This is a genomic window from Streptomyces sp. NPDC006510, from assembly GCF_040611955.1.
GTDB lineage: Bacteria > Actinomycetota > Actinomycetes > Streptomycetales > Streptomycetaceae > Streptomyces.
Genome location: NZ_JBEXPH010000035.1, coordinates 1 through 24089, shown reverse-complemented (window position 1 = coordinate 24089; position 24089 = coordinate 1). Strand labels below are relative to the sequence as shown.

Below are 24089 nucleotides of genomic sequence, written 5' to 3'. Positions count from 1 at the left end.
GGCGTTGAGGGCGCCGGATGCGGTGCCGGTCCGGTGGGCCGGGCCGCATCCGGCCGGACGCCTACTGCGGCTGTGTCGCGGCGATCTGGATCAGGTTGCCGCAGGTGTCGTCGAAGACGGCGGTGGTCACGGCGCCCATCTCCAGGGGCTCCTGGGTGAAGGCGACGCCGAGGCCGCGCAGGCGCTCGTACTCCGCCTTCACGTCGTCGACGGCGAACTGGGCGAGCGGGATGCCGTCCTTGACGAGCGTGTCGCGGTAGGGCTTGACGGCCGGGTGGCCGGCGGGCTCCAGGAGGAGTTCGATGCCACCGGGCTCGTCGGGGGAGACGACGGTCAGCCACCGGTCCGTCTCGCCCAGGGGGACGTCGTGCTTCTTCACGAAGCCGAGCACCTCGGTGTAGAAGCGCAGGGCCTTGGCCTGGTCGTCGACGAAGATGCTGGTCAGACGGATCTTCATGAGGTGCTCTCTTCCGGTTCGGAGGTGTCGGGCACGGGCCACCGCTCGGCGATCTGCCGCAGCGGGGCTGTGTTCAGGTCGTGGAACTTGTAGCGGCCCTCCCGCCTGGTCTCGACGAGCCCGGCGGCCTCCAGCACGGCGAGGTGCTGGGAAATCGCCTGGCGCGAGAGGTCGAGCCGATGCTTCGTGCTCAGTCGCGAGCAGATCTCGAACAGTGTCTGTCCGGATTTCTCCGTGAGCTCGTCGAGGATGGTGCGGCGGGTGGGGTCGGCCAGAGCTTTGAAGAGGTCGTCGGCCATGACCACAGGATAGGCAAATGAATACTTGCCTATCAAGTCGAGGCGCGCCGCGCCCCGGGTCGGCGGGCACTCGGGACTGCGCCCGGTGCGGCGAGAGCGCGTGCCGGGCGTCGCGGGGGAGGCAGGGCTCCGCGGGCGCGGCCTAGAAGTCGATCCGCATCACCGAGCGCCGGACGGTGGGGCGGGCGACCTCCGTCAGTCCGGCCTCCTCGAAGACCTGCTGGGCACCCACATGGAGTTCGCCCCAGGTGATCTGCTTGCCCGGGTGGGTGATCATCGGGTAGGCCTCAAGAGCCCGGGCGCCCCGGTCGCGGGCGTGGGCGACGGCGGCCTGGGCGAGGGGGTACGTCAGGCCTCTGCCCCGGTAGCCCTTGCGGACCACGAGGCAGGTCACCGCCCAGACCCCGTCGTCGTCCTTGTCCTCGTCGCGGCCGGCCCACATCACGCGCGAGGTGCGCAGCTTGGGGTAGGCGGTACGGGGCTGGACCGCGGCCCAGCCTGCGGGGTCGCCGTCGACGTACGCCACCAGGCCCGATGTGCCGGTGGCGTCCGGGATGCCGCAGGCCGTCTGGTCCTCCAGCATCTCGGTCCGCTGCTGCTGGGTGGTGTCGCGCCGGATCCAGCCGACGACCTTGAACCGCTGGCACTGGCAGCGGCCCGCGTCGGTGGTGCCGAACACGGCGGCGATGTCGTCCCAGGAGGCCTCGTTGGCCGGGACGATGGTCAACTGCTCGGGCGGGAAAGGCGCTTGGGGCGTCACCGTGGACTCCTCGGTTCTGCGGCGGGTCCTGTGGTGAGCGGATCGGGCTGGTCGGCCTGGTCCGCTCGGGCCTGGCGGCCCCAGTTCCGCAAAGCCACTTGGGGGGCTCAGGTCCCGGGCGATCATGCCTGGCTTCGGCGCCGTTCCACAATCTGCCCCTCGACCACCGGCCGGGAGGTCCGCCGCACGGTTCCGGGGATACTCCCATCGCCCACTCAACTCGCTTGATATCGGAGCTGGTTGAGCCAGGGCGGGGTCGGGGATCGGTAACGGGGCGTCGGTCGCCGTACGGGTCCCCGACCTCGTTGGGCCTGCTCTTCGGCCTCCGTCACCGGCTGCGGTGCTGTTCGAGGGGCGATTTCTGCAGTCGTCTGGCCCCTGCTGCGGACCACCTGAAAATACTTGCCGTTCTGGCAATCTTGCCGTAGCGGCAATATTTGCTCTACGCTGCTCGCATGACACCCGCAGACGAGGCACGTACCACCGGGCAGCCCGGACTCCGCGAGCGCAAGAAGCGGGAGACCCGGGTCGCCCTGAGCCAGGCGGCGATCCGGCTCTGTGTGCTGCACGGCTGGGCCGATGTGACGGTCGACCAGATCGCTGCCGAGGCCAACGTCTCCGTCCGCACCTTCCGTAACTACTTCGCCGGCAAGGCCGAGGCGATCGCCGCCGGCCACCTGGAGCGGATGCTCCGGGTCTCCGACGACCTGCTCGCCCGTCCGGTCGGCGAGCCGCTCTGGGACTCGCTGTTCCACGCCGTCCTGGGCCAGTTCGTACCGCCGGAGAGCTCCGCACCGCAGAACGAGCGCTGGCGTGAGGGCGTACGGCTGATGCTGGGCGAACCCGCGCTGGCCGGTGAGATCGTCAAGACCAACGCCGCCGCCCAGCAGGAGCTGGCCAAGGCCGTCGCACGGCGCACCGGCACCGATGCCGAACTCGACGTCTACCCGAAGCTGGTCGCGGCCGTGGTCGCGGCCGGAAGTGCCGTGGCCGTTGAGCACAGTCTGCGTGCCGACGAAACCGCGCCGCTCGGCGCGGTCCTGGCCCAGGTCTTCGAACAGCTCGCCGCCGGTCTGCCGGTCCCGTAACGAAGAGCGGCGACCACCGTCCTTTCGGCACCGCACTTTCCCGTCCGCACCAAGGAGGCACGACCGTGACAGCCGACGTGATCATCGTGGGAGGCGGCCCGAACGGGCTGATGCTCGCCTGCGAACTGAGCCTGGCCGGCATCAGCCCGATCGTGCTGGAGCAGCTACCGCAGCCCAGCACCGAACCCAAGGCCAACGGCCTGCTCGGCCAGGTGGTGCGCCTGGCCGACCACCGAGGTCTCTACGAGCCGCTCAGCGGCAGCCCGGAGCCCCCGCAGCCGAACTCCGCCTACTTCATGTTCGCCGCCATGGGCCTCGATCTCGGCCTGCTGGACGCCAGTCCGGTCTTCGGCCTGGCCGCCCCGCAGCACCGCATCGTCGAGGTCCTGGAGGAGCGCGCCCGCACACTCGGTGTCGACCTGCGGCGCGGATACCGGGTCGGATCCGTCGCCCAGGACGAGGAGGCCGTCACCCTCGATGTCACCGGCCCCGACGGCGACCAGCAGCTCCGCGCCCGTTACGTGGTCGGCGCAGACGGCGCGCGCAGCGTGATCCGCAAGCTTTCCGGGATCGGGTTCCCCGGCGTCAGCTACGACCGCCGCACCAACCGCACCGCCCACGCCACCGTCCCGGCCAACTGGGTCGACCCGGTCAACGGCGCCCTCACCGTTCCAGGCCACGGACCGGTCCTGCCCTTCCTGCCCCACCGCACCGACCGGGGCGGCTTCTCCTACGCGCCGTTCCCCGGCCGGCCGCCGCTGGTCAGCACCACCGAGTGGGACCAGCCCGCGACGGACGAGCCGATGACCCTGGCCGAAATGGAGGCGAGTATCCGCCGGGTCCTCGGTGTCGACCTGCCGCTCGGCCCGCCGGACGGAGCGGGCCCTCATGTGCTGCGGCGGCTGAACGGCGGCAACACCCGGGTCGCCGACCGGTTCCGCGACCGCCGGGTCCTTCTCGTCGGCGACGCCGCCCACGTCTATACCTCCGGCGGCGGTCCCGGGCTGAATCTCGGCCTGCAGGACGCCGCCAACCTCGGCTGGAAGCTTGCCGCCGCGTTGCGCGGCACCGCCCCGGCCGGCCTGCTCGACAGCTACGACACCGAGCGCCGCCAGGCCGCCCGCCGCATGGTGCTCAACGCCGAGGCGCAGTCCGCGCTCACCGCACCGGGCAGCGACACCACGGCCCTGCGCGAGCTCTTCACCGAGCTGCTCACCCGCATGGAGGTCGTCCAGCACCTCGCCGACCTCACCGCGGGTACCGATGTGCGCTACGAGATGGGCATCACCGATCCGCACCCCGCGGTCGGCTACTTCGCACCGGAGCTGGAGCTGATCACGGGGGACGGGAAGGTCCGGCTCGCCGAACTCGCCCGGAACGCACGGCCGCTGCTGATCGACCTGACCGAGGATCAGTCACTGGCAGCCGTACTGGCGAAGGATCAGGACGCTGTCGATGTCGTCATCGCACGCGACAGCGGCCCGGCCGGCCTCTCCGGCCTGTTGATGCGCCCCGACGGATACGTGGCCTGGGCCTGCGGCTCACCCTGCCCGGCCCCGGCCGAGCCGGCCGCCCTGCAGACGGCTGTCGAGCGCTGGTTCACGGTCCGAGCAGCAGTCTCCGGCCACGCGGTCGAGTCCGGCCGCCATTGTGGGGGTATGGATCTCCTATGAAATGGTCGTCACCGCAACCCGGTCCGCGTTCACGCGGACGGTGACGAACGGAACGAAATACACGGTGACGACGGTGGAAACCACGGGGCACGGTCCGTACTTCAGGGTGGAGAAGGCCGAGTCGGTCGACGACGGCACGAACAACGGAGTCTCCGGCAAGGTCCGCAACGTCTCGTACACCTCGGGCTGAAAGGGAAACGAATGGCTACTCCTCTGTCCGCCTCCGCGGTCCTCAAGGCGTTGCGCGCCGAGGGCGTGCGCGTGGTCGAGGTCGGCAACTGGCGTACCCACAACCGCAATTCGAAGGGCCCTTGGGGCCCGGTCCACGGCAGCATCGTGCACCACACCGTGACCAAGGGCACCGCGGCGACGGTCCGGATGGTCCGCGACGGCTATGCGGACCTGCCTGGTCCGCTGTGCCACGGGATGATCGCCAAGGACGGCCGGGTGCACATGGTCGGCTGGGGCCGCGCGAATCACGCCGGTGGCGGCGACCCCAAGGTGTTGGAGCAGGTCATAGCCGAGTCGTACGGCACCCGACCGACTCCGCCCACCCGCGGCAACAGCAACGGGATCGACGGCAACGCGCGGTTCTACGGGTGGGAGTGCGAGAACCTCGGCGACGGCAAGGACCCCTGGCCGGCCGCCCAGTACGACGCGATCGTCCGCGTCCAGGCCGCTCTGTGCCGGGCGCACAAGTGGTCGGCGAAGTCCGTGATCGGCCATCTGGAGTGGTCGAGCGACAAGGTCGACCCCCGCGGCTTCACCATGCCCAGGCTCCGCACCGACGTTGCCGAGCGGCTCAAGCACCCCGCGAGCTGGAACCCCGGCTCCGGCCAAGAGGAGGACCCCATGGCAGGAATCACCAAGCGCGACATCTTCGACGCCGTGTGGAAGACCGACGCGATCGGCGGCCCCAAGGACGCGGCGGACCATGCGACGAATCCGACGTGGCAGCCGCAGTCCATCCTGAAGGACATGCAGGCCCGGATCCGGTCCATGGACAAGCGGCTGGCCGCCCAGACCGCCGCGATCACCGCGCTCGCCGGTCAAGTCGGCACGGGCGCCGACACGCAGACCGTCGTCGCCGCGGTCGAGGCCGCGATCCAGCGGGCCGTCGTCGACGTCGGCACCGACGCCGCGGAGGCCTGACCGCGGCCGATATCCGGGGCCGGGGCCGGGGCAGGTGACAGGCCGGGGCTCACCGGGAGGGGTACTTGGGATAGCGTCCCTCTCACTCCGGACGAGTGAGAGGGACGTGGTGCAGGTTCAGATACGTGGGCGGGGCGCCCGCAGGTGGATCACGTTCGGGGCGATCACGTTCGGGGCACTGTTCCTGGTCATCGGGTTGATCCTGACGGGGGTGTCGGTCTCGTTCCTGGCGGATGCGGAGCGTGCCCCGGGCACGGTGGTGGCGCTGGAGTGGCGGGACGGGCACAACGGCGCATCCCGCAAGAAGCGGGAGAACGACGAGCCCGCGGCGTACCCGGTGGTCGAGTTCACCTCGGCGGACGGCACGCCGAGGACGTTCCGGAGCTCTACGGGTTCCAATCCACCGTCGTACGAGGAGGGGGAGCGGGTCGAGGTGCTGTACCGCGCCGACTCCCCCGAGGACGCGCGGATCAACGGGTTCGCCTCGCTGTGGCTGCTGCCGCTGGTCTTCGGTGGGATCGGGCTGGTGATCGCGGGAATCGGAACGGCCGTTGCGGTGGTGGGGCGGAGGCGTTCCCAGGCCGTGCGTTCAACGCAGCCGCTCAGCGAGTGCGAGTTTCCAAGGCGTCGATGATCTCCGGCCAGAGTTCGCGGGGACGGTCGTGCCCCCTGTCGGGGAGCAGCAGGAGCTTCGCTCCGGGCACCGGTTCCGTGGTGCGCCTCCCACCACTGGGTTCGGTCAGCGTGTCGTCCGGACCGTGAATCATCAGGGCCGGCACTCGAAGTGCGCGGAGTACGTCGGTGCGTGGACCACTGAGGATCACCGCGCCGAGTTGCCGCCCGGCTGATGGCCGTGGCCATCGTCTGGGCGATCAGGCCGCCCATCGAGGATCCGACCACGTGAGCTCGTTCGATTCCGAGCGCGGTGAGCAGGCCGAGGCCGTCGTCGGCCCGAGCTCACGGCGTCGATGGACCGGTCCATGTCGCGTACCGGTTGGACCCGGGTGGGTACGACAGGCAGGGCTCCGCGTCCGGGCCGGGCGGTACGGGCGGTATGCGCTCACCGGTCCGGCGGAGGGTGGGGTGCCGCGGCGTCGGTGAGTTTGGTGACGACCGTCTCGTCCGGTGTGAGAGGCCGGCCGTCGTGCGCCCGGACCTCCAGCGGGAGCAAAGGGAGACCGTGGCGGCGATCGGTCAGTTCCGAGTGGGGCTCGCCGGGTTCAAAGAACCGTGCCTCGCCCCACTGGCGCAGCGCGACGATGACGGGGAAGAGTTCCCGGCCTTTGTCCGTCAACTCGTACTCGTGGTGGGCGCCGCCGCCGGGCGCCGGTACCGAGACCAGGATTCCGCCCGCGACCAGGGTGCGCAGCCGGGCGCTCAGGATGTTCTTGGCCACCCCGAGACTGCGCTGGAACTCGCCGAAGCGCCGGCTTCCGTCGAAGGCGTCGCGCACGATCAGCAGCGACCACCAGTCGCCGATCGCGTCGACCGATCGCGCGACCGGGCAGTCGCTGTCGTCGAACCGGGTCCGTTTCACCACTGTGTCCTCCTCCGCAGTCAACCGGCCATTTCATTGTGGTTGCAACATGCTACCAGTCGCCTCTACGGTCTCAGGTAGCAACATGCAACCAAACCTCCGGAGGTCCAACCATGCACCAGGCGACACCCGCCGCCGTACTGCCCCGCAGCGCCACCGCACTGTTCGCGGTCGCCTGCGGAACCGCGGTCGCCAACGTCTACTTCGCCCAGCCGCTTCTGGTGGCCCTCGGCAACGAGTTCGCGATCTCCCCGGCCGCGCTCGGCACCATCGTCACCCTCACGCAAATCGGATACGGTCTCGGCCTCTTGCTCATCGTTCCGCTCGGCGACCTGCTCGACCCCCGACGCCTGATCACAGCACAACTGCTCCTGCTGGCCACCGCGCTCCTCTTCGTCGCAACCGCCACCAACACCACGACACTCCTCGCCGGGATGGCCACCGTGGGGCTGCTCGCGGTCGTGACACAGTCCCTGGTCGCCTGCGCCGCCTCCCTCACGGAGCCCGCCCGCCGCGGCCGCGTGGTCGGCGTCGTCACCAGCGGCGTCGTCACCGGCATCCTGCTCGCCCGGACCGTCTCCGGACTGCTCGGCGACCTCGCGGGCTGGCGCTCGGTCTACCTCGCCTCGGCAGTACTGACCTGCGCCGCAGCCCTCGCACTCCACCGCGTCATTCCGCCGCGCGGCACACCGGCGCCCGCGCTGGGATACGGGCGCCTGCTCACCTCCACCGTCCGCTTGTTCGCGTGCGAACGCCTGCCACGTCTGCGCGCACTGTTCGCGCTCCTCGTCTTCGCCGCTTTCAGCACCCTCTGGAGCAGCGTCACTCTGGTCCTCAGCGATCCACCCATGTCTCTGCCGTCGACCGCGATCGGCGCGTTCGGGCTGCTCGGCGCGGCTGGAGCCCTTGCCGCGAACGTCGCAGGCCGCCTCAACGACCGCGGCCACGCGAACCGGACCACCGGCTTCGGCCTGGCCCTGCTGACCCTCTCGTGGCTGCCCCTCGCCCTCACCCAGCACTCGCTGTGGGCCCTCGCGGCCGGAGTGGTCCTTCTCGACCTTGCCGTACAGGCCGTACACGTCACCAACCAGAGCCTGATCCACGCGCTGCACCCCGACGCGGGCAGCCGCCTCATCGGCGGCTACATGGTTTTCTACTCGATCGGAAGCGCCATCGGAGCCCTCGCCGCGACAACCCTGTACGCCGCGGCGGGCTGGAACGCGGTGTGCATACTGGGCGCCGGATTCGGCAGCCTCGCACTCGCCCTCTGGGCATTCACCAAGAACGGTGCCACCGAACCAGCCCACCGTCGGGCCAGCGTGGCCATGCCGAGGCGCTCCCGATCATGAACGACCGGGGACTCCGGCTGCCGAGGATCCACGGTACGAGGCGGTCCGCCACTCACTTCAGGGGACTGGCCCACGGCACTCGCCTCCGTATCCTCCGCGCCTTCCGCACTGATGAGCCTGCCGAGAAGATGAGTACGACGACTCACGCCCCGGTCGGCGCCTTCCCTCGACGATGAAGACCGACATCGTCGAGACCGGGGGACCGTTCATGCTCAGCCGCATCGCCGACATCCTGGTGCCCACCGTCGGCCGCCTGTCGGTGACCACCGACCCCGGCGCCGAACTCGCACCGGGCAGCATCATCGCCGCGAACCACACATCCTTGGCCGATCCCGCGATCGTGATCGCCGCGCTGCACCGCCTCGGTGCCGAGCCGGTCATCATGGCGGCCGCAGGGCTGTGGCGCGTCCCGTTGCTCGGCCGCGCGCTCGCCCGCGAAGGACACATCCCCGTCTTCCGCGGAGACCGGCGCGCCGCGACCGCACTGGACGTCGCGGCAGAAGTCCTGGAGCAGGGACGGCTGGTCCTCATCTACGCCGAAGGGGGCCTGCCCCGCCGCAGGGACGCCGCGGAAGCGGCACCCGGCACCTTCCGCAGCGGCCTGGCCCGGCTCGCCGAGCGCACCGGCGCCCCCGTCGTACCCGTGGGCCAGGCCGGAGCCCGCCGGATCACCTCGGGCAGCACCGCCAAGCAGCTCGCCGGCCTGGTCACAGCACCTCTGCGCCGACCGGACCTCCACGTACACGTGGGCGCGCCACTGGAGCTGACCGGCGCCCGCGCCATCCGAACGGCACGGGCCCACACCGCGGTGACCACCGCATGGCGGACGGCGGCTGCACACCTGCGCGAGCCCGCCGCGCTCGTCGCATAGCCGCATTGCCCCCTGCCGCGGGCCCCCCCAGCGGGGCGGCGGCAGGAGACACGGGCCACCCAGCCCCCCGGCGGGGGGGGGGGGGGGGGTGGGGGGCGTTCGCCTTGTGCCCCGCGCCGCGCGCGGGGGGGGGGCGGGGGGGGGGGGGGGGGGTACGGCACACCGCCCCCCCCGCCCCCCCCGCACCCGGGCCCCGCGACAGGAGACAGGGACCACGATGCCCGCGGGTTCAGGGAAGGACGCTGAGCGATCCGAAGGGGCTTCGGCGGAAGCGTCGGCCGAACGCCCTCGGCTACGACGGCCGCCCGCCGAACTGCCAGTTGTGCACCTCGACGCAGTCGTACCGGTCCGGAGTCAGGACGGCGCGTGCAGTCTCCGAGTCCGACGCCCGGACCAACACCGCCGTGCCCAGCCAGGTGGCGCCGTCGTCGGACAGCAGCGGCCCGTACGCGATCAGCCCGTCCTGGTCGGGCGGCACCGCGAGGTCGGCGGCCGGCCCCGTACCGAGGCCGAGCACCAGATACCGGCTGCCGCCGGTCCGGCCGCCGGGAAAGTCCCACATGGTGCGCCCCATTGTGTTGTGCCACCGTCGCAGAAGCACGTCTCGGTAGACACCGGCCTGGTAGTTCGGCTCGTCGAAGGCGAATGCGCGGGCAGCGGTGGGATCGGGCAGGTCGACGATGTGCACGCTGCCGGTGGGTGTGTCGCCGTCGTCGGCGAGCGTCGGGCCCCGGGCGATCATCTCCTTTGCGTACCGGTCCATATAGGACCAATGCCTTTCCAACAGCTCGTCGCGCAGCGCTACGGAGCCGGGCCGGTCGCGGTGGTAGCAGAGGAACTCCATACCCAATGATCTCTTCGTGGAGGTAACCAGGTCGAGCGGGTTTCACTGCGGTGGCTGTTCGGCAGCCACCAGCACCGCACTTGCTCCAGGCGCCGACGTCCCCACAGGTGGTGCGTCCGCCAGGCCCGCAGAGGCCCGCGCGAAGGCCCCGCTTCCGATCAGGCCGGGTAATCGATCGGCGCGATGGTGTCACCGAGCTGTTCCACCGTGACGGCGGAGTTCAGAGCGGCGACCAACTCCCGTGTGAGAGGTCTTAGTTCGTACGACCGCTGCCGCCCCTTCCGAGCCGAGAAGGTGCGGGCGAGAGGTCATGGAGCGACTTTTCACCTGCCGACCGATCCGCCGGCGTCGTCCCTTTCGGCCGCACCGACTTCGTGCGCGGGTGAAGACCCTTCGCCCCACAGGTCACGCATGCGTGTCTGGTTGTCAGCCACGTGTGAAGCCTCAGTGCGCGAACTCGGGGGCCCCTCCGTGGGCAACGTGCGCATTGTTCGAAGCGGTGACAGCAAGTTGGGGAGGACGCTCAGCGTCATACCGGCTGCACCGATCCACAAGGTGCCCGTTGCCCCGAGCACAGAGCCCGAGGCTCCCCCCAAAAGGCCACCGAGAGGAATGCCGCCCCAGGCCACGAACCGAGCTGTTGCACTCATCCGGCCCAGAAGCCGGTCCGGTGTCAGGGCCTGTTGGAAGCTTGATTGAGCCACCACGCGGACGACTCCGCCCAGCGACAGAGCCGCGAGCCCGATCGCAGCCACATACACGCTCCAACCCGTTCGGGCCAATGGCATGAGGACGGTCAACGGACAAGTGACCAGCGACGCGAGCCAGATGACCGGACCGTGCCCGAACCGCTTCGCCACCGTGGTTGCCAACAGTGCGCCCAGCAAGGCACCACAACCCATTCCTGACAGAATGAGGCCAATGCCAAAGGACTGAAGGCCTGTCTCCCGCTCCAGAAAGACCAGCAACATGGTCTGATACATGACCAAGAAGAGATTGAATATCGCGTCCCCCAGCAGGATGGCACGCAGGACGGGGGACTTGAGGACGAACTTCAATCCGTCCTTGATCTCTCGACCCAGCTGCGGGCGCTCACTCGATTTTGGCTTCTGCTCACGTTTGTGGATCGTGCTCGCAAGCAGCCCCGACATGGCCATCCCGACCGAACTCGCCAACAGCGTCGCAGGGGCTCCAACCAGGCCGACCAGCGGACCTGCCACCGTCGGCCCACTGATACTGGTCACCGAGCGTATTACCGACAGTTTCGAGTTCCCCTCCACAAGATTTCTACGTCCGACCAAGTGAGGGAGATAGCTGACGTATGCGACATCGAAGAAAACAGTCAACACTCCATGAACCAGGGCAACTGTGTAGAGCCACCAGATAGCGAGAAGGCCTGCCCACCAGGCCACCGGTATCGTCAAGAGGACCAGCGCGCGAACGAGATCCGTGCTGATCATCACCGATCGCTTCCGCATGCGGTCCACCCACGCACCTGCCGGCAGCCCGACCAGGAGCGAGCCTGCCGTAGTCATCGCGGCCAGCAATCCGACCTGGAACTCATCGGCATGCAATGCCGCGATGGCAACCAGAGGAAGGGCCAGAAAGATGATGCGGTCGCCCAGCTGGCCGAGCGCGGTGGCGGCAAACAATCGCCCGAAGTCTCGATCGCGTAAAAGGCCGAGCCGGGAGGACTTTGACATTCGATACCCTGCTGTCGAATTGGCGATGTCTCTCTGATGCTTCAACCACTACGGGCGGTCGACGCCGAACTCGTAGACCACTTCCCGGCACACGTCCGGAATGACCATGTCGGCCGTTTCCACCGGACGTCCGTCCGTGTCGTAGATGGTCCGCTCGATCTGAAGCACGAGGTCCCCCACGCTGATGCCCAGGAGGTTCGCCTGCACCTGGGTGGCACGAGCCGGGCGCGGAACCTCGACCACAGTGGAGATGACCACGCCGATGGAGCGCATGCGCTCGACCACGCCCTTTCCCGCCAGGGGGCCCATCTCGGGAAGCACGATCGGCGTTCCATCCGTGATGGCCATCGGCTCCCAGGATTCGGAAAGCTGGACCGGTTTCCCGTCGGCGAGAAACTCGTAATGCGTATTGACGCAGAGTTCCCCGGGCCTGACGGCGAGCCGCTCGGCGATGGCCTCGGGGGCGGGGACGCGTACCTGACTGTGTGAATCCCAGGCGTCGGCCCTGCCTCGCTCTCTCCTGTCGGGCCATGGGGGAGAGCCCTCCCGGCGTTCGCGGTGCCGCGAGCGGACCAGCCGTAGGCGCTCGCGCGGCATGCGGACGTAGGTTCCCGAGCCGGCGCGTCCTTCGAGGAGACCGTCGGTGATCAAACGGTCCATGGCCCTCTGCACGACGTTGCGCCCGACCCCGTACTCCTCGGCGAGCCGTGCCCGGGATGGCAGGCGCTGCCCGATCTCCCACTCTCCCGCGACAATCCGGGCGCGCAGCACGTCGGCCACTGCGAGGTACGGAGCCTCTCGGGGCATGGGTGATCCTCCGGTTGTCCTGCTCTGCGGCAGCTGGTCGTTCCCAGGGGGTGTTGGCAAGTTACTGCACCCGGAAAAAGCTGCTGGAGTAGAAATACGCTGCGCGCTCGGCCTGCCGATCGACCGCCCGGACACGGACCTTGGCGTGCTACGGGCAGAAGCGGTCCAGCACGACGACCGGCTTCCGCCGGCCGGCGGAAGCGCAGGGCGGCAGGAAGCTCCTGGCAGTGTGCACGGGTGGATGGTGAATGGTGACGGAACGGGCCGCTACTGTGCGTCGTGCCTGCTCCCGCTCTTGTTGGACGTGCCGCTGTGATGGCTGGAAGAAGGCTCAGCCGCTCATCCCGGTTCGGTGACCCGCGTCACACCCGGCTCCTGTCAGCAATCGGGGCGCCGTCTCGTTCAAGAGGCACGCGAACGAGACAGGAGCAACGCCATGAAGCACCGCATCGTCGTACTCGGCGCCGGATACGCCGGGGCCTTCGCCGCCGGAAACCTGGCCCGGCGGCTCTCCTCCACCGACACCGGGATCACCGTCGTCAACGCCGAGCCCGACTTCGTCGAGCGGATGCGGCTCCACCAGCTCGCGATCGGCCAGGACCTCGCGTTCCGCAAGCTCGCCGACGTGTTCGCCGGTACCGGGGTGCGGCTGCGCCTGGCGCGCGTCACCGGCGTCGACCCCGAGCGCAGGACCGTCGCCCTGACTGGCGAGGACGGCGACGGCGAACTCGCGTACGACACGCTTCTCTACACGCTCGGCAGCGCCGTCGCCCACCATGGCGTCCCCGGCGTGGCCGAGTACGCCTTCGATGTGACCGGCCGGTCCTCGGCGCTGCGTCTGCGCGAGCGTCTGGCCGGCCTGGGCGAGGGCGGCACGGTGCTGGTCGTCGGTGAGGGGCTGACCGGCATCGAGACCGCCACCGAGTTCGCCGAGTCCCGGCCCGACCTCTCGGTCGCACTCGCCGCCCGCGGCGAGCTGGGCGCCTGGCTCTCCCCGAAGGCCCGCCGCCACCTGCGCCAGGCCTTCGACCGGCTCGGCATCACCGTCCACGAGCACACCGGCATCGAAGCCGTCGAGCCGACGCGGGCGATCGCCGCCGACGGTATGTCCATCCCGGCCGAGGTGACCGTGTGGTCGGCCGGGTTCGCCGTGCACCCCATCGCGGCCGACAGCGGCCTGGAGGTTGCCGGGACCGGCCAGATCGTCGTCGACCGCACCATGCGCTCGGTCTCGCACCCGGACGTCTACGCCGCCGGTGACTGCGCCTACGCCATCGGAGAGAACGGCCGGCCGCTGCCGATGTCCTGCGCCTCGGCCGGCTTCACCAACATGCAGGCAACGGCCGCGATCATCGCGCGCCTGACGGGCAGCGAGATCCCGACCACCGGGCTGAAGTACCACGGCAACCACATCAGCCTCGGGAGACGGGACGCGATCTTCCAGATGGTGGACGGGGACGTCCGGTCGAAGTCCTGGTACCTGGGCGGCCGGACCGCCGCGCGGCTCAAGTCGGGCGTGCTCAAGGGGGCCGGGTGGGGCGTCGTCCACCCGACCTTCGGCATGCCGAAGCGCAAGCGCCGCCTGGCCACCGCGCCCGACCAGGCCGGTGTGAGCGCCGCATAGGCTGTTCGGCATGGACAGCGCAGCCATCGATCGGTTCGAGGCCGGGCGGGGCCGGCTGGCCTCGCTCGCGTACCGTCTGCTCGGCTCGGCCGCCGACGCCGAGGACGCCGTGCAGGACGCGTTCCTGCGCTGGCAGGCCGCAGACCGTGAACGGATCGAGGTGCCGGAGGCGTGGCTGACCAAGGTCGTCACCAATCTCTGCCTCGACCGGCTCCGCTCGGCGCAGGCGCGCCACGAGCGCGCGGCCGGTGCCTGGCTGCCCGAGCCGCTCCTTGAGGGCGACCCGATGCTCGGCCCGGCCGACACCTTCGAGCAGCGCGAATCGGTGTCCTTGGCCGTACTGACCCTCATGGAGCGCCTCTCACCGGTCGAGCGGGCCGTCTACGTCCTGCGTGAGGCCTTCTCGTACAGCCACGCCGAGATCGCCGGGATCCTCGACATCACCGAGTCCGCGAGCCAGCAGCATGTCCACCGCGCCCGGATCCGGGTCGCCGCCGAGCGCCGCCGCGGCGAGGCCGACCCCGCGTCCGCGCGCCGGGTCGTCGAGGAGTTCCTCGCCGCCGCTACGTCGGGGCGCACCGAACGGCTGGTGGCGCTGCTCACCGACGACGTGACGGCGGTCTCGGACGGCGCCGGACTGGCCAGGCGGCTGCTGCGGTACAAGACGCGCGAGCGCGTAGCCTCCTACGTGCGGGCCGGCTTCAAGCCCACTCCGGCGAAGCGGCGGCTGGCCGGTGGCTCCCCCGCGTTCCACATCGCACTGGTCAACGGCTCCCCGGCCGTCCTCGCCGTGATCGATGACCGGGTCGTGGGCGCCGTGGCGTTCGAGGTCAGCGACGGCAAGGTCGCGTCCCTGCACGGCATCGCCGCCACGGACCGGCTCGCGCGCCTCAGCGGGGCCTGGCGGCAGCAAGAGCCCGACGCGCCGGTCATCAGCGCATGGTGACCTGAGCCACCGGAATCCAGCGACCCGAGTGGGAGCGAGGACGGCACCTGTGCAGCGCGGAGGCCGAAGCAGCGCGGGGGGCCGAAGCACGTCGGTCTGCCGAATCGGATTCGGCCATGCGGTTCGGATCCCCGATGGCCAACCAGGGCTGACCAGGGCGGATCCGAGCGCCCCTGGCTGGCCACCTGTCGCTCGAAGTCACAGCGCGGCCCGACCCCGCTGTTCCGGTCCCACGTGCCTGGTCGCCGGCCTGCTCATTCCGCGTCGGCGGTGCGGCGCAGGGTGAACCAGAAGGTGGGCACCGAGTTCGTGCCGGGTGTGGTCTCGACCAGGTCCCAACCGGTGAACCTGGCGCGCAGTTCGTCGGCGGTGACACCGGAGATCGGATCGTCGAACGCCTCGGGGCCGTATCCGAACATCAGCAGCCGCGCTCCGGGGGCGGCGCGGTGGGTGAGCCCGGCGGCGTATGCGTCGCGGCGGTGCGGGGGGATTCCGCAGTAGCAGCTCAGGTCGAAGAACAGGTCGAACGGGCCGGGCGCGTCCACCTCATCGAGCCGAGTGGCGTCCGCGCACAGCAGCCGGACGGCCGTCCCCGACGCGTCGGCCTTCTTGCGGGCCTGATCGATCGCGCGGTTGATCAGGTCGACCGCCACCACCTCCCAGCCGTGCCGTGCCAGGTAGGTGGCGTTGGTTCCGGTGCCGCAGCCCAGTTCGAGGGCGCGCCCGGGTGGCAGCGCGTCGTCCCCCTCCACCATGGCCGCCAGCTCGGGCGGCGTCACCTCCGTGTCCCACGGCGGCTTTCCGGCTCGGTAGTAGCCCTCCAGCTCGCGGCGGACGGCCTCCTCCTGATCGCGTTCTGACCGGGCACCTTCTTCGTTCTGCGGTACAGCGGCCGACGGCTCGCTCATCGCCCCTCCAAGAACTTAGAGTCGAACTCTAGTGATGAACTCTAGATATAGACTCCCGGTATGAATGCAGTCAAGCGGCCGGACAAACGGGCCGAGCGCTCGCGCCGGACCCGCGAGAAGGTCATCGAGGCGGCGCGGGAGCTGTTCGTCGCCCAGGGTTACGGAGTCACGAGCCTTCAGGAGGTCGCAGACCGGGCGGGCGTGGCCATTCAGACCATCTACTTCGTCTTCCGCAACAAGCGCACCTTGTTCAAGGACGTGATCGACGCATCCATCGCCGGTGACGTCGAGCCGATCGCCACCATGGATCGCGAGTGGTTCCGCGCCGCGTGCGCCGCGCACACCGCAGCCGACCAGTTGCGCGCACATGTTCACGGCACCGGCGAGATCCTCGCCCGGGTCGCCCCGATCATGCCGCTGATCGCGGCCGCCGCGGCCACCGACCCGGAGATCGCCGCACAGTGGCCCGACGGTCCCGATCCGCGTTACACCGTGCAGCACGCTGCGGCCGAAGCACTGGCCGGCAAGCTCGACGTCCACCCCGGCGTCGGCGTCGAGAGGGCCGCGGACCTGCTTTTCGGCCTGCTCAGCCCGCAGCTGTACCTGGTCTTCGTCCACGACCGCGGCTGGACCCCCGGCGCGTGGGAGGAGTGGGCGTACGCCACCTTGCGCACCCAACTGTGCACCGACCCTGCGGCAGGCGGGCAGGCGTCGCCCTGACAGGCGCAGCCGAGACGGCCACGCCCCGGAACGTCGTGTTCTCTCGCTCCGTCGTGGCGTCGAGGTTGGAACCAAGCATCAATCAGCGGACCGAACGCTCAGTGGGCCCGGCACCACGACGCCGGGCGGCCGACTCGTGTTCAACGTCTTCGCCGCCCCGGCGGAGTTCATCCGCGAGCTCATCGCCCAGGGCACGAACGAGGGCCTGGACGCCGCGCGCGCCCGCGGGGCCCGCCTTGGCCGCCCATCGGCCATGACCGAAGAACGGGTGCGTCACGGCCCGGGACCTGCCCCCGAGTTGCGACCCCTCCTGCGCTGCCGACGGACCTCGATATCTGAGCAGCGGAGCGCACCGTGAACGAAATTCCGATGCACGCGGGCCGGTCAACGGACAGGATCCCGGAATGCAGAAGATTCCCACTGTGTTCGTCCGCGACTTCGACAACAACCCCGCGCACGTCCTGCCCAAGGTGACGCCCGGCTGCGAATGGGTGGTCACCGGTGAAGGGCGGGCCACCCGCAAGTACGACGGCACCTGCGTGATGCTCGACGAAGCAGGCAAGTGGTGGGCGCGTCGTGAGGTGAAGCCCCGTAAACCGGTGCCGCCGAACTACGTAGCCCTGTCCACCGACACCGAGACCGGCAAGACCATCGGCTGGGAGCCAATAGGCCAGTCGTCATTCGCCAAGTTCCACGCAGAGGCCCTGCAGGCGACCGGCCCCGGCGAGTGGACCGCCGGGACCTTCGAGCTGATCGGCCCGAAGGTGAACGGAAATCCCGAGGGCGGCGACGTTCACAGGCTTGTCGAGCACGCTGCGGCGCAGCACGTCCAGGTGCTGGAGCTGACGTTCGACGGCATCCGTAGCACCGTCGTGGCCCTGGCCGAAGCCAACGGGTGCGAAGGCATCGTCTGGCACCACCCCGACGGGCGGATGGCGAAGATCAAAGCCAGGGACTTCCCGAAAGGGTGACAACAACGCACCGCCCCCGCAACACCGAACCGGTGCGGGGGCGGTGTTGCATACCTACGTGGCGGTGCGAGTCGGCGAGTTGTGCGGACGGGCGTCCGGGCAACTGAGGGCCTTGACCCCGGATCTTGAACACGTCTATGCGGTTCGGGTCAGGGTAGTTGATGTTGTTTGGAAGGTGTTCTCGTAAGCGATCGGGGATCGCTGGCCGAGCCGGGAATGCTGGCGTCGCTCCGGCTCCCACTCCGCACCTGCTGCGGCGCAGCAGCCTGGCGGTGACGCGGTTCACTCCGAGGTCGGTGGCGACCGACTTGATCGTCGCTCCTGGACGGGACCGGTACAACGCGACTGCGTCCGCCTTGAACTCGGCGGGGTAGTGCTTCATCCCCACGGGGACTCCGTTCTCCTGGACCATCAAGATCCGAGTGTCTCCGGTGTCCAAAACCCGGGGTCAGGGCCCGCGCCGCGCCTTGCCCCAGGCGCGTTCGTCGGCACGGGCGGCCCGGTACTTCTCCCGCCCGCCATGACGGCACTTCACGGCTGACCGTGGAGGGAGCCCGGCCGAGTCGGGCCGCGATCTGCCGGAAGGAATCACCGGCAGCCAGACCACGGGAGATCTCCTCCCGCTCCGCCAACGACAGCACCCTGTCGGATCTCGTGCGGGCAGCCGGGGCATATCCACCGTTCGCTGCGATTACCCCATGGATCGGCCCAGGGACCTTCCCCAGCGCCCGCCCGATCTCGCTCAGCGACTGCCCGTCCCGCCACCGTCGCCACACGTCACGCTTCTGCTCGTCCGACAACCCCGGACGACCGATCCTCGCCACCCTGCAACACCTCCGGCAACCGTTCTACCTGGGATGTTGCAACCACCCATTGATCCCACCCACTCGATCGAGTGGGACGGAAGCAACGGCGAGGCCGATGAATCGGGCGTTCTCAGGGCTCACTTGGGAGCGGATCCACGGCCTCGGTGTGGGCAGTGAGTGACTCGCTCCAGCGGGGGCGCATCGTGGCGCGTGTCGGTGGTGCACCGTTGGGGCCTGATCAGTTGTGCGCTCAGGCATTTGGCTGACTTTTTGACAAGGTGATTGCCAAATATGTCAGCTGTATGGGCTACTGGGGCCTGAACCGGTGGGCCGCCCATCCCTCTCCGGGGAGCGCGACAACTGGCCTGCTCGCTGATGGTCCTCGTATGCGGGAATCTGGTCGGTGTTCGCGCGAGGCGCCCGTGTAGCTCGGTCCCTCCCGTGGTCACGGACGTGTTCGACGCATGACGTTCCAGCCGTAGCCGAGCGATCTCGCGGCATCGTCCGCCGCTGCACCGTTCTGACTGGTCCGAGCCCCATCCGCTGGCCCTGGGTCTCCCCGAGCCATCCGGGCTCCAGTCTGGTCGCACGGTCGATCGCGGCCGACGGGCCGCAGGGTGGCTCTGCGATTCGTCCCAAGGAGCACTCCCATGCCCGTTTCACCGAACCAGGGTTCCACCGGCGGCGGCGACGCAGTGGCCCTCACCGGCAGCCACTTCACCGGCACCACCGCCGTGCGCTACGGCGCCCGCAAGGCTGCGAGCTTCACGGTCGTCAGCGACACCACCACCGCCACCGTCACCCCCTCCGGCAACGGCGCCGCCCCGGTCTCCGTGACCACCCCCGGAGGGACGGGGGTCGGCACCTTCTACTACCTGCCGCCGCCCATCTTCCGCATCACCCCGCCTCCCGCCGGGTCCCTGGCAGGCGGCAACACCGTGATCCTCACCGGCCTCAACCTCTACACCACGAGCGAAGTCCGATTCGGTACGCAGGCCGCCGCATTCACTGTCGACTCCGACAGCCAGCTCACGGTGACTGTCCCCACGGCGGCTTCCGCAGGCCCGGTGACGATCACCGTGCGTACCAGAGGCGGGATCGCTGACACGGTCACCTACACCTACCTCGCCCCGCCGTCCCTCACTGTCGTCACCCTCGACTCCGGGCCGGTCGGGGGCGGCAACCTCGTTGTCATCACCGGAACCGGGTTCTCCTACACCACCGGCGTCACCTTCGACGGCACACCCGTCACCTCCTTCCGGATCGCCTCGGACACCGAGATCGACGCCCTGGTACCGGCCGGCGCCCTCGGCCCGGCCGACGTCTCCATCACCACCCTCGGCGGCACCACAACCGCCACGAACGCCTACACGTATCTGGGAAGCTTCGCGGTACTCGGCGGAGCGTCAGTCACCAACACCGGCGCCACCAGTGTCACCGGCGACCTGGGAGCGAGCCCCGGAGTGTCCGTCACCGGGTTCCCGCCCGGCCAGGTCACCGGAACCATCCACATTTCCGACGCGGCAGCCACCGCGGCCCACGCCGATCTGGTCGCCACCTACAACAACGCCGCCGCCCAGATCCCCGACGCCACCATCTCCGGAGACATCGGCGGCCTCACACTGACCCCCGGCGTCTACAACGCCGCCACCTCCATCGGACTCACCGGAACGCTCACACTGGACGCACAGGGCGACCGCAACGCCCGCTGGGTCTTCCAGATCGGATCAACCCTGACGACGGCCACCGCCAGCGGCGTGCTCCTCGTCAACGGAGCCACGGCCCGCAACATCATCTGGCAGATCGGCAGTTCAGGCACCCTGGGTACTGACAGCATCCTGGCCGGCAGGTTCCTGGCCGCGACCTCGATCACGGTGACCACCGGCGTCACGGTCAACGGCCAGACCCTGGCCCGCGACGGATCGGTCTCCCTGGACACCAACACGATCACCCGCCCCTGGTAGCGCGATCACACACCGCGGGTGCTCTGCTCATCGGCAGCAGATCGAAAGCGAGATGCCTCTCCGGTTGGTTCAGCCGGACAGGAACGAATCGTCGGCGACGCGCGCCCGGCAGCCGCGCCGTGGTCAGCTACGACAGGTAGGGGCGCTCACGGAGCGGGCGGGCCAGGCGGGCGGAGTTGGCCGCGAATGTGCGGGTGAGGGAGGTCACAGAGTCGGGGGCCTCCGCCAGGCCAATGCAGTTGCTCTATTGGTTTGCCGTCGGCCAGCCCGGTCGGATAAGGAAGTTTGCATGCTAAGGGGGCAGCAAGGTCGGGCTCAGGGCCCGGCATGAGGACGAGATCCCGATCCTGCGGGCCGAACTCTACGACGGCGTGGTCGACTACTCGCGGGCCGAAGGCCGGTCGTGGCGGCCGATCACGCCAGGCTCGAAGGACTCGCAGCTCGTGGTGGACGACAAGGAGCAGCGGCATGTCCCGTTCTCCGCGGTGGTCGGCGTCCTCGCACCGTAGCTACTTCGCACCCCGGCCACATGACAATCGCCCCAACACCGATGACGTTCAGCCGACCCGGGAGTTTCTAATCAACGGCGGATCTGCTGATCAAGGAGAGACGCCAAGTGAGCGAGACGACGATCGAGCACGAGTCCGTCGAGGAGCCGGGCGGTGGTGCGGTGCCGTCGGCCGCGTCGGACGAACAGCTCGTCGCGATGCTGGTCGACCGGGCCCGCAACGAGGGCCTGCAGCTGACCGGTGAGGGTGGGCTGTTGCAGCAGCTGACCAAGAGGGTGCTGGAGTCGGCCCTGGAGGGCGAGATCACCGACCATGTCGGCTACGAGAAGCACGATCCGGCCGGGAAGAACAACGGCAACAGCCGCAACGGCACTCGTGCGAAAACCGTGCTGACCGATGTCGGCCCGGTCGAGGTCAGGGTGCCCCGGGACACCGCCGGCAGCTTCGAGCCGCAGATCGTCAAGAAGCGCCAGCGCCGCCTGTCCGGCGTGGACGAAATGGTGCTTTCCCTGTCCGCCAAGGGCCTCACCCACGGGGAGATCTCCGCGTACCTGGCCGAGGTCTACGGAGCGGAGGTGTCCAAGCAGACCATCTCCACGATCACCGACAAGGTAATGGACGGGATGGCCGAATGGCAGAACCGGCCACTCGACCGTGTCTGTCCGGTTCTGTTCATGGACGCCATCAACGTCAAGATCAGGGATGGGCAGGTCGCGAACCGGCCGGTCTACGTCGTGATGGCGGTGACCGTCGAAGGCACCCGGGACATCCTGGGGATCTGGGCCGGCGACGGCGGTGAGGGCGCCAAGTCTGGCTGCACGTGTTCACCGAGCTGAAGAACCGCGGCCTGGACGATGTGCTCATGCTCGTCTGCGACGGGCTCAAGGGCCTGCCCGAGGCGGTGGAGGCCGTTTGGCCTCGAACGATTGTCCAGACCTGCGTGGTTCACCTCCTGCGCAACAGCTTCCGTTACGCGGCCCGCCAGGACTGGGACAAGGTCGCCAAGGCCCTCAGGCCCGTCTGCACCGCACCCAACGAAGACGCGGCGACGGAGCGGTTCGGGGAGTCCCAGGAAGCCTGGGGCTGGAAGTATCCGGCGGTCATCAAGCTGTGGGAGAACGCCTGGGCAGAGTTCGTTCCCTTCCTCTCCTTCGACGTCGAGATCCGGAAGGTCATCTGCTCGACGAACGCGATCGAGTCCGTGAACGCCCGCATACGCAAGGCCGTACGGGCCCGCGGACACTTCCCCAACGAGGCCGCCGCCCTCAATTGCGTCTACATGGCGCTGATGAGCCTGGACCCGACGGGGAAGGGCCGCAAGAGGTGGACCATGCGCTGGAAGGCACCCCTCAACGCGTTCCAGATCGCCTTCGAGGGCCGGCTCACCCCGGCCAACAACTGAACCTCAACAACCAAGATCAGCCATTAAATTGAACCGCACCGGCTCGAATGGAGACTCGATTCCGTGAAAGGATTGAGTCATGGCACGCCCTTCTTCCTGTCCCCTTGAGCTGCGTGAGTGAGCGGTCCGTGTGGTCGCCGAGGTCCGCGGTGATTGCCCGAACGAGTCGGCTGCGGTGTGGGCGGTCGCCCAGAAGCTCGGTATCGGCTCGGCCGAGACGTTGCGGAACTGGGTCAAGCGGGACGAGATCGACTCCGGGCAGAGGCCGGGGACAACCACGGAGGAATCCGCGCAGATCAAGGCGATGAAGAAGGAGATCGCCGAGCTGAAGCGGGCCAACGACATCTTGAAGGCCGCGGCGTCTTTCTTCGCCGCGGAGCTGGACCGTCCACTGCGATGAAGGTCGCCTACATCGACCGGTACAAGAATCTGTTCGGCGTCCAGCCGATCTGTGACGTCCTCGCCGAGACGGACGCACCGATCGCGCCGAGCACCTACTACGCCGCCCGCACCCGCCCGTCCTCGGCCCGCAGCCTGCGAGACGAGCACCTCACCGAGGAGATACGCCGGATCCACGAGGCCAACTACAGCGTCTACGGGGCCCGCAAGGTCCACGCCGCCCTCCTGCGCGAGGGGCACGAGGTGGCCCGCTGCACGGTCGAGCGCCTGATGCGCCGGGCCGGACTGCGTGGCGTGATCCGGGCCAAGAGCCCGCGCACCACCCGCCCCGCGCCCGAGACGGCAAGGCCGGCTGATCTGGTCGAGCGGGCATTCACCGCGAGTGCACCGAACCAGCTATGGGTGGCCGACATCACCTACATCAGAACCTTCTCCGGCTGGGTCTACGCCGCCTTCGTCATCGACGTCTTCTCTCGCATGGTCGTCGGCTGGCAGGTCGCCACCTCCCTCTACACCGGCCTCGCCCTGGACGCCCTGGAGATGGCCATCTGGCGGCGCCGGCACGCCAGCGGCGATCTGACCGGGCTGATACACCACTCCGACCGCGGCGTTCAATGCCGTGCCATTCGCTACACCGAACGCCTGGAACAGCAGGACGTCGTGGCCTCGGTCGGCTCGAAGGGCGACTCGTACGACAACGCCCTGGCCGAGGCGTTCAACAGCCTGTTCAAGGCCGAGCTGATCCGCAACAAGGGACCGTGGACCGGCGTCAACGACGTCGAGGTCGGCGCCGCCGAGTACGTCGACTGGTTCAACCAGCGCCGCCTCCACGGCGAACTCGGCCACGTCACCCCTGCCGAGCACGAGGCAGCCCACTACCTCGCGGCCGAACCTCCTGCGTCACTCCAGAAAACCACCTAACTCAGTCTCCACGAAACCCGGGGCTTGACAATGTGACTGCGCATGTTCCTGGCCTCCCACGGTGTAGCGACCATGAGGCGCAGTAGGGTTGGGGCAACCGGGGGGAAATTGGTGAGTTGGCGTCGCATTGCCGCATGGGCGAGGTGCAATCGGTCTGCGCTTGTGTTCGCGGCCGGGGTGCCCCTCGCGGTCGCCGGTGTTCTCCTGGTCCTTGGGCCAGTGTCATGGCTGGTGGCCGGCGACACCGTGCGCGTACTGACAGGCAAGGATCGTGCTGACGCAGTTACTGACTTCGGCCCGTTGGGGTGAACCTTCTCGAAGTCCCTGACGCGTTCGCCGTAATGGCTGTATTCCGTGGTGTGTGAGGTATGCGGATGGG

General features: G+C 69.1%; 23 protein-coding genes and 4 pseudogenes. 16 read left to right on the top strand and 11 right to left on the bottom strand.

The genetic code is table 11. The features are described 5' to 3' along the window. Positions 1-61 precede the first annotated feature (61 nt). The 3 genes from ABZY11_RS14055 to ABZY11_RS14045 all read right to left on the bottom strand — a co-directional run bounded on the left by ABZY11_RS14055 (position 62) and on the right by ABZY11_RS14045 (position 1516). Positions 62-457: a VOC family protein gene (locus ABZY11_RS14055; protein ID WP_356479362.1), complete on the bottom strand. Its 396-nt coding sequence runs from the start codon at positions 455-457 to the stop codon at positions 62-64. After that, positions 454-756, bottom strand: coding sequence for a metalloregulator ArsR/SmtB family transcription factor (locus ABZY11_RS14050; protein WP_356479361.1), 303 nt, complete (start codon positions 754-756; stop codon positions 454-456). Before ABZY11_RS14050 ends, ABZY11_RS14055 begins: the two co-directional genes overlap by 4 nt. Before the next feature lie 142 nt (positions 757-898). After that, a complete protein-coding gene (locus ABZY11_RS14045) occupies positions 899-1516 on the bottom strand; it encodes a GNAT family N-acetyltransferase (RefSeq protein ID WP_356479360.1) in 618 nt (205 codons plus the stop codon). Positions 1517-1971: 455 nt separating this feature from the next. Between ABZY11_RS14045 and ABZY11_RS14040 the strand changes: the two genes are divergently transcribed. The 5 genes from ABZY11_RS14040 to ABZY11_RS14020 all read left to right on the top strand — a co-directional run bounded on the left by ABZY11_RS14040 (position 1972) and on the right by ABZY11_RS14020 (position 6063). Next, positions 1972-2604 carry a TetR family transcriptional regulator gene (locus ABZY11_RS14040; RefSeq protein ID WP_356479359.1) on the top strand — a complete coding sequence of 211 codons (633 nt, stop codon included), beginning with the start codon at positions 1972-1974 and terminating at the stop codon, positions 2602-2604. Between the two features lie 65 nt (positions 2605-2669). Continuing rightward, on the top strand, positions 2670-4277 hold the full coding sequence (locus ABZY11_RS14035) for an FAD-dependent monooxygenase (RefSeq protein WP_356479358.1): 1608 nt from the start codon (positions 2670-2672) through the stop codon (positions 4275-4277). A gap of 1 nt (position 4278) precedes the next feature. Continuing rightward, on the top strand, positions 4279-4467 hold the full coding sequence (locus ABZY11_RS14030) for a hypothetical protein (protein ID WP_356479357.1): 189 nt from the start codon (positions 4279-4281) through the stop codon (positions 4465-4467). 11 nt (positions 4468-4478) lie between these two features. Continuing rightward, on the top strand, positions 4479-5429 hold the full coding sequence (locus ABZY11_RS14025; RefSeq protein WP_356479356.1) for a peptidoglycan recognition family protein: 951 nt from the start codon (positions 4479-4481) through the stop codon (positions 5427-5429). 106 nt (positions 5430-5535) lie between these two features. Beyond that, positions 5536-6063 carry a DUF3592 domain-containing protein gene (locus ABZY11_RS14020; protein WP_356479355.1) on the top strand — a complete coding sequence of 176 codons (528 nt, stop codon included), beginning with the start codon at positions 5536-5538 and terminating at the stop codon, positions 6061-6063. Here the strand turns inward: ABZY11_RS14020 and ABZY11_RS14015 are convergent. Together ABZY11_RS14015 and ABZY11_RS14010 are read right to left on the bottom strand one after the other, a co-directional pair. Continuing rightward, a pseudogene (locus ABZY11_RS14015) lies at positions 6032-6380 on the bottom strand (hypothetical protein); the annotation flags it as partial. The gene ABZY11_RS14020 and the pseudogene ABZY11_RS14015 sit on opposite strands and share 32 nt — an antisense overlap. A 109-nt stretch (positions 6381-6489) precedes the next feature. After that, a complete protein-coding gene (locus tag ABZY11_RS14010; RefSeq protein WP_356479354.1) occupies positions 6490-6969 on the bottom strand; it encodes a helix-turn-helix domain-containing protein in 480 nt (159 codons plus the stop codon). 110 nt (positions 6970-7079) lie between these two features. Between ABZY11_RS14010 and ABZY11_RS14005 the strand changes: the two genes are divergently transcribed. Further along, on the top strand, positions 7080-8315 hold the full coding sequence (locus tag ABZY11_RS14005) for an MFS transporter (RefSeq protein WP_356479353.1): 1236 nt from the start codon (positions 7080-7082) through the stop codon (positions 8313-8315). Between the two features lie 208 nt (positions 8316-8523). Continuing rightward, positions 8524-9186: a lysophospholipid acyltransferase family protein gene (locus tag ABZY11_RS14000; protein WP_356479386.1), complete on the top strand. Its 663-nt coding sequence runs from the start codon at positions 8524-8526 to the stop codon at positions 9184-9186. 292 nt (positions 9187-9478) lie between these two features. Here the strand turns inward: ABZY11_RS14000 and ABZY11_RS13995 are convergent, their stop codons facing one another. From ABZY11_RS13995 to ABZY11_RS13985, 3 genes are all read right to left on the bottom strand, one after another. After that, entirely contained in the window at positions 9479-10030 is a 552-nt protein-coding gene (locus ABZY11_RS13995) for a YciI family protein (protein ID WP_356479352.1), read from the bottom strand. Between the two features lie 323 nt (positions 10031-10353). Next, the gene (locus ABZY11_RS13990; RefSeq protein WP_356479351.1) at positions 10354-11733 is read right to left on the bottom strand and encodes an MFS transporter; all 1380 of its coding nucleotides are present in this window, start codon (positions 11731-11733) and stop codon (positions 10354-10356) included. Between the two features lie 48 nt (positions 11734-11781). After that, on the bottom strand, positions 11782-12540 hold the full coding sequence (locus ABZY11_RS13985) for a GntR family transcriptional regulator (RefSeq protein WP_356479350.1): 759 nt from the start codon (positions 12538-12540) through the stop codon (positions 11782-11784). Between the two features lie 436 nt (positions 12541-12976). Here ABZY11_RS13985 and ABZY11_RS13980 point away from each other — a divergent pair, with 436 nt between their 5' ends. Then, complete coding sequence (locus ABZY11_RS13980; RefSeq protein ID WP_356479349.1) at positions 12977-14164, top strand: FAD-dependent oxidoreductase; 1188 nt, start codon at positions 12977-12979, stop codon at positions 14162-14164. Positions 14165-14174: 10 nt separating this feature from the next. Then, positions 14175-15110, top strand: coding sequence for a sigma-70 family RNA polymerase sigma factor (locus ABZY11_RS13975; protein WP_356479348.1), 936 nt, complete (start codon positions 14175-14177; stop codon positions 15108-15110). Between the two features lie 254 nt (positions 15111-15364). Here ABZY11_RS13975 and ABZY11_RS13970 read toward each other — a convergent pair whose 3' ends face one another. Then, positions 15365-16018, bottom strand: a complete 654-nt coding sequence (locus tag ABZY11_RS13970; RefSeq protein ID WP_356479347.1) for a class I SAM-dependent methyltransferase — start codon at positions 16016-16018, stop codon at positions 15365-15367. A gap of 60 nt (positions 16019-16078) precedes the next feature. On the opposite strand from ABZY11_RS13970, the gene ABZY11_RS13965 reads away from it, so the two are divergent. The 3 genes from ABZY11_RS13965 (at position 16079) to ABZY11_RS13955 (ending at position 17709) form a co-directional block, all read left to right on the top strand. After that, positions 16079-16738: a helix-turn-helix domain-containing protein gene (locus ABZY11_RS13965; protein ID WP_356479346.1), complete on the top strand. Its 660-nt coding sequence runs from the start codon at positions 16079-16081 to the stop codon at positions 16736-16738. Then, entirely contained in the window at positions 16710-17096 is a 387-nt protein-coding gene (locus ABZY11_RS13960) for a recombinase family protein (protein ID WP_356479385.1), read from the top strand. The genes ABZY11_RS13965 and ABZY11_RS13960 overlap by 29 nt, the downstream gene beginning before the upstream one ends. Before the next feature lie 64 nt (positions 17097-17160). Further along, entirely contained in the window at positions 17161-17709 is a 549-nt protein-coding gene (locus tag ABZY11_RS13955; protein WP_356479345.1) for a DUF5565 family protein, read from the top strand. Here the strand turns inward: ABZY11_RS13955 and ABZY11_RS13950 are convergent. Both ABZY11_RS13950 and ABZY11_RS13945 read right to left on the bottom strand, forming a co-directional pair. Continuing rightward, the gene (locus tag ABZY11_RS13950) at positions 17681-18097 is read right to left on the bottom strand and encodes a transposase (RefSeq protein WP_356479384.1); all 417 of its coding nucleotides are present in this window, start codon (positions 18095-18097) and stop codon (positions 17681-17683) included. The two genes, ABZY11_RS13955 and ABZY11_RS13950, sit on opposite strands and share 29 nt — an antisense overlap. 151 nt (positions 18098-18248) lie before the next feature. Further along, a pseudogene (locus ABZY11_RS13945) lies at positions 18249-18350 on the bottom strand (helix-turn-helix domain-containing protein); the annotation flags it as partial. Between the two features lie 815 nt (positions 18351-19165). Between ABZY11_RS13945 and ABZY11_RS13940 the strand changes: the two are divergent. The 4 genes and pseudogenes from ABZY11_RS13940 to ABZY11_RS13925 all read left to right on the top strand — a co-directional run bounded on the left by ABZY11_RS13940 (position 19166) and on the right by ABZY11_RS13925 (position 23710). After that, entirely contained in the window at positions 19166-20479 is a 1314-nt protein-coding gene (locus ABZY11_RS13940; RefSeq protein WP_356479344.1) for an ice-binding family protein, read from the top strand. A 338-nt stretch (positions 20480-20817) separates the two neighbouring features. Next, a pseudogene (locus ABZY11_RS13935) lies at positions 20818-20961 on the top strand (N-acetyltransferase); the annotation flags it as partial. A 224-nt stretch (positions 20962-21185) separates the two neighbouring features. Then, positions 21186-22390: pseudogene (locus ABZY11_RS13930) on the top strand (IS256 family transposase). Positions 22391-22520: 130 nt separating this feature from the next. Then, positions 22521-23710, top strand: a protein-coding gene (locus ABZY11_RS13925) for an IS3 family transposase (RefSeq protein WP_356479343.1) whose coding sequence is annotated in 2 segments (ribosomal slippage) — positions 22521-22752 and positions 22752-23710 — 1191 coding nt in all. Because the reading frame shifts where the segments join, the coding sequence is not laid out codon by codon here. Positions 23711-24089: the final 379 nt, after the last annotated feature.